At 45.6% G+C, this 5,720-nt stretch carries 1 tRNA gene and 3 rRNA genes; all 4 read left to right on the forward strand.

Annotated features, from left to right (window positions below):
* Nucleotides 1-721: 721 nt before the first annotated feature.
* The 4 genes from ACT2B0_RS22400 to rrf all read left to right on the forward strand — a co-directional run bounded on the left by ACT2B0_RS22400 (nt 722) and on the right by rrf (nt 5,720).
* Nucleotides 722-2,226, forward strand: a 16S ribosomal RNA gene (locus ACT2B0_RS22400).
* 109 nt (nt 2,227-2,335) lie between these two features.
* Nucleotides 2,336-2,412, forward strand: a tRNA-Ala gene (locus tag ACT2B0_RS22405).
* Nucleotides 2,413-2,557: 145 nt separating this feature from the next.
* Nucleotides 2,558-5,457: ribosomal RNA gene (locus tag ACT2B0_RS22410) — 23S ribosomal RNA — on the forward strand.
* 146 nt (nt 5,458-5,603) lie between these two features.
* Nucleotides 5,604-5,720: ribosomal RNA gene (gene rrf / locus ACT2B0_RS22415) — 5S ribosomal RNA — on the forward strand.
* The 16S, 23S and 5S rRNA genes sit together here with 1 tRNA gene alongside, the layout of an rRNA operon.

Consider the following 5,720-nt stretch of genomic DNA (forward strand, 5'->3'; position numbering starts at 1 on the left):
AATCTTTTTTATTGGAAGATGTAAATGAGACCGAGGATTTTGATCAATAATCCATCGGTCTCATTTTTATAGATAAATTTGTAAAGTATGCTAAAGGAGAATTCATGGAAAATTATATTTTGAATAAATTAGAAGAGTTAAAAGATGATAATTTGTACATTTAAATAAATTAAATATAGGAACAAGAGGCAATTAATTATAATTAAATAACTATGAAAAATTAGGAATAATTGTTTTTATTTTGAGTATATTAATAGATGCGAATAAAATATAAAATGACAAATAGTTATTATTTTAGTAAAAAAATATAAAAAAGTTATTCACATTATTAACCGGTAGTTGTTAATAAAAACTACTGATTGATAATATAAGCTCATTTAAGACTGTTTATAATGTGGATAAAATATAAATAGTATGTTAATAAGTTTTTTATAAAATTAGAGTATAAAAAAAGTTTTAAAAAACTATTGACCATCAATTAATAGAATGATATAGTATTACTTGTCCTTGAGACAGGGACAAAAGGTCAACAAAAACTTCTTAAAAAAGTAGTTGACAAAGAAAAACAGCTTTGGTAGAATAAAGAAGCTGAAACAAGCAAAGAACTTTGAAAATTAAACAGTAGGTTAACAATAAATTAATTCTTTAAGAATTAAACTGAAACAACAAACAAACCAAGCCAGATATTCAGATAATGATTAGTCTGAGCGATGGACAACTTTTTTATGAGAGTTTGATCCTGGCTCAGGATGAACGCTGGCGGCGTGCCTAACACATGCAAGTCGAGCGATTCACTTCGGTGAAGAGCGGCGGACGGGTGAGTAACGCGTGGGTAACCTGCCTCATACACATGGATAACATACCGAAAGGTATGCTAATACAGGATAACATAAGAGATTCACATGTATCTCTTATCAAAGCTCCGGCGGTATGAGATGGACCCGCGTCTGATTAGCTAGTTGGTAAGGTAACGGCTTACCAAGGCGACGATCAGTAGCCGACCTGAGAGGGTGATCGGCCACATTGGAACTGAGACACGGTCCAAACTCCTACGGGAGGCAGCAGTGGGGAATATTGCACAATGGGCGAAAGCCTGATGCAGCAACGCCGCGTGAGTGATGAAGGCCTTCGGGTCGTAAAACTCTGTCCTCAAGGAAGATAATGACGGTACTTGAGGAGGAAGCCCCGGCTAACTACGTGCCAGCAGCCGCGGTAATACGTAGGGGGCTAGCGTTATCCGGATTTACTGGGCGTAAAGGGTGCGTAGGTGGTTTCTTAAGTCAGGAGTGAAAGGCTACGGCTCAACCGTAGTAAGCTCTTGAAACTGGGAGACTTGAGTGCAGGAGAGGAAAGTGGAATTCCTAGTGTAGCGGTGAAATGCGTAGATATTAGGAGGAACACCAGTAGCGAAGGCGGCTTTCTGGACTGTAACTGACACTGAGGCACGAAAGCGTGGGGAGCAAACAGGATTAGATACCCTGGTAGTCCACGCCGTAAACGATGAGTACTAGGTGTCGGGGGTTACCCCCCTCGGTGCCGCAGCTAACGCATTAAGTACTCCGCCTGGGGAGTACGCTCGCAAGAGTGAAACTCAAAGGAATTGACGGGGACCCGCACAAGTAGCGGAGCATGTGGTTTAATTCGAAGCAACGCGAAGAACCTTACCTAAGCTTGACATCCTTTTGACCGATGCCTAATCGCATTTTTCCCTTCGGGGACAGAAGTGACAGGTGGTGCATGGTTGTCGTCAGCTCGTGTCGTGAGATGTTGGGTTAAGTCCCGCAACGAGCGCAACCCTTGCCTTTAGTTGCCAGCATTAAGTTGGGCACTCTAGAGGGACTGCCAGGGATAACCTGGAGGAAGGTGGGGATGACGTCAAATCATCATGCCCCTTATGCTTAGGGCTACACACGTGCTACAATGGGTGGTACAGAGGGCAGCCAAGTCGTGAGGCCGAGCTAATCCCTTAAAGCCATTCTCAGTTCGGATTGTAGGCTGAAACTCGCCTACATGAAGCTGGAGTTACTAGTAATCGCAGATCAGAATGCTGCGGTGAATGCGTTCCCGGGTCTTGTACACACCGCCCGTCACACCACGGAAGTTGGGGGCGCCCGAAGCCACTTAGCTAACCCTTTTGGGAAGCGAGTGTCGAAGGTGAAATCAATAACTGGGGTGAAGTCGTAACAAGGTAGCCGTATCGGAAGGTGCGGCTGGATCACCTCCTTTCTAGGGAGAATTAACCTACTGTTTAATTTTGAGGGTTCTTTAACTCTTACAAAAAATATTGACGAAATTCGACAAAGTGATTATAATATATTTTGTTGAAAAAACATATGGGGGTATAGCTCAGCTGGGAGAGCACCTGCCTTGCACGCAGGGGGTCAGCGAGTTCGATCCCGTTTATCTCCACCATTTGTACTTACTTGTTAAGTACTCTAGTACTTTGAAAACTGCATAACATTTAGTGATATGACATTATATAAAGAAGAAGATAAACTTCTTAAAAAATATATCATATAAAGAAGATAACTTTTAAAAATATCAAGAATTAATAACTGGTCAAGTTATTAAGGGTGTAGGGCGAATGCCTTGGCACTAGGAGCCGATGAAGGACGCGATAAGCTGCGATAAGCTTGGGGGAGTTGCACGTAAACTGTGATCCCAAGATTTCCGAATGAGGAAACTCACTTAGAGTAATGTCTAAGTATCGTATAGTGAATACATAGCTATGCGAGGGGAACCCGGGGAACTGAAACATCTAAGTACCCGGAGGAAGAGAAAGAAATTCGATTCCGTAAGTAGCGGCGAGCGAACGCGGAACAGGCCAAACCAGTGAAGTTTTCTTCACTGGGGTTGCGGACATATCATAACGGAGAGGCTATTGTAGACGAAGAGAGTTGGAAAGCTCCGCTATAAAGTGTAAAAGCCACGTAGTCAAAACAAGAAGACTTCAGATATGATCCAGAGTACCACGGGACACGTGAAACCCTGTGGGAAGCAGGAGGGACCATCCTCCAAGCCTAAATACTACCTAGTGACCGATAGCGTATAGTACCGTGAGGGAAAGGTGAAAAGAACCCCGGGAGGGGAGTGAAAGAGAACCTGAAACCCTACACTTACAAGCTGTAGGAGCACATTATTTGTGTGACTGCGTACTTTTTGTAGAACGGGCCAACGAGTTACGTTACCTAGCAAGGTTAAGCACTTAAGGTGTGGAGCCGCAGCGAAAGCGAGTCTTAACTGGGCGTATAGTTAGTTGACGTAGACCCGAAACCGGGCGACCTATCCATGGGCAGGTTGAAGCGAAAGTAAAATTTCGTGGAGGACCGAACCCACGAGCGTTGAAAAGCTCGGGGATGACCTGTGGATAGCGGTGAAATTCCAATCGAGCCCGGAGATAGCTGGTTCTCTCCGAAATAGCTTTAGGGCTAGCCTCAAGATTTAGAGAAACGGGGGTAGAGCACTGAATGTCCTAGGGGGTATTGCACTTACCGAAGACTATCAAACTCCGAATACCGTATTCTTATGCTTGGGAGTCAGACTGTGGGTGATAAGATTCATAGTCAAAAGGGCAACAGCCCAGATCGTCAGCTAAGGTCCCTAAATGTACGTTAAGTGGTAAAGGATGTGGGATTGCACAGACAACCAGGATGTTGGCTTAGAAGCAGCCACTCATTTAAAGAGTGCGTAATAGCTCACTGGTCGAGTGATCCTGCGCCGAAAATTTCCGGGGCTAAAACGTACTACCGAAGCTACGGCATCATTTATGATGGGTAGGAGAGCTTTCTATATGGATTGAAGCATTACCGTAAGGAGATGTGGACTGTATAGAAGTGAGAATGTTGGCATGAGTAGCGAGATGTGGGTGAGAATCCCACAGGCCGTAAACCCAAGGTTTCCAGGGGAAGGTTCGTCCGCCCTGGGTTAGTCAGGACCTAAGCCGAGGCCGAAAGGCGTAGGTGATGGACAACAGGTTGATATTCCTGTACCACCAATAACCGTTTGAGAAATGGGATGACACAGTAGGATAAGCTAACCGCACTGTTGGTTATGTGCGGGCAAGTATTGAGGCAGTTCAGGTAGGCAAATCCGCCTGAATAATGCTGGGGTACGATGCGGAGCGAAATTTAGTAGCGAAGTAGCTGATTTCACACTGTCGAGAAAAGTCTCTATCGAGGTTAAAGGTGCCTGTACCGCAAACCGACACAGGTGGGTGAGGAGAGTATCCTAAGGCCAGCCAGAGAACTGTTGTTAAGGAACTCGGCAAAATGACCCCGTAACTTAGGGAGAAGGGGTGCCATGGAAACATGGCCGCAGAGAATAGGCCCAAGCGACTGTTTACCAAAAACATAGGTTTCTGCTAAGTCGCAAGACGATGTATAGGAGCTGACGCCTGCCCGGTGCTGGAAGGTTAAGGGGATCTGTTAGGGTAACCGAAGCAGTGAACTTAAGCCCCAGTAAACGGCGGCCGTAACTATAACGGTCCTAAGGTAGCGAAATTCCTTGTCGGGTAAGTTCCGACCCGCACGAAAGGCGTAACGATTTGGGCACTGTCTCAACAACAGACTGGGTGAAATTGTAATACCGGTGAAGATGCCGGTTACCTGCGACAGGACGGAAAGACCCCATGGAGCTTTACTGTAGCTTGACATTGAGTCTCGGTGCTACATGTACAGGATAGGTGGGAGGCTATGAAGCATGGACGTCAGTCTGTGTGGAGCCATCCTTGGGATACCACCCTTGTAGTACTGGGATTCTAACCAGCTGCCTTGAATCAGGTAGTGGGACACTGTCAGGTGGACAGTTTGACTGGGGCGGTCGCCTCCTAAAGAGTAACGGAGGCGCTCAAAGGTTCTCTCAGTACGGTCGGAAATCGTACGTAGAGTGTAAAGGCAGAAGAGAGCTTGATTGCAAGACATACAGGTCGAGCAAGGACGAAAGTCGGACTTAGTGATCCGGTGGTACCGCATGGAAGGGCCATCGCTCAACGGATAAAAGCTACCCTGGGGATAACAGGCTGATCTCCCCCAAGAGTCCACATCGACGGGGAGGTTTGGCACCTCGATGTCGGCTCATCACATCCTGGGGCTGTAGTAGGTCCCAAGGGTTGGGCTGTTCGCCCATTAAAGTGGTACGCGAGCTGGGTTCAGAACGTCGTGAGACAGTTCGGTCCCTATCCGTCGCAGGCGTAGGAAATTTGAGGAGACCTGTCCTTAGTACGAGAGGACCGGGATGGACGTACCGCTGGTGTACCAGTTGTTCTGCCAAGGGCATAGCTGGGTAGCTAAGTACGGAAAGGATAAGCGCTGAAAGCATCTAAGCGCGAAGCCTACTTCAAGATAAGATTTCCCACCGTAAGGTTAAGACCCCATGAAGACTACATGGTTGATAGGTCAGAGGTGGAAGTGTGGTAACATATGTAGCTTACTGATACTAATAGGTCGAGGACTTGACCAAAATAAACCTAAAGGTTTATATCGCCAACTAAATCTTTGATTATATAATTATAAGGAAGATTTCAGTTGCTAAAAAATATAATGGAAACATTAAATGTTAGCAGTTTTGAAAGTACTAACAAAAGTTAATACTTTATATAAAGATTATGTGGTTATTATAGCAAAGAGGATACACCTGTTCCCATTCCGAACACAGAAGTTAAGCTCTTGAGCGGCGATGGTACTTGGGGGGCGACCCCCTGGGAGAGTAGCACGTAGCCACGT

Source organism: Nitratireductor sp. J20-h4 (genome assembly GCF_056780505.1).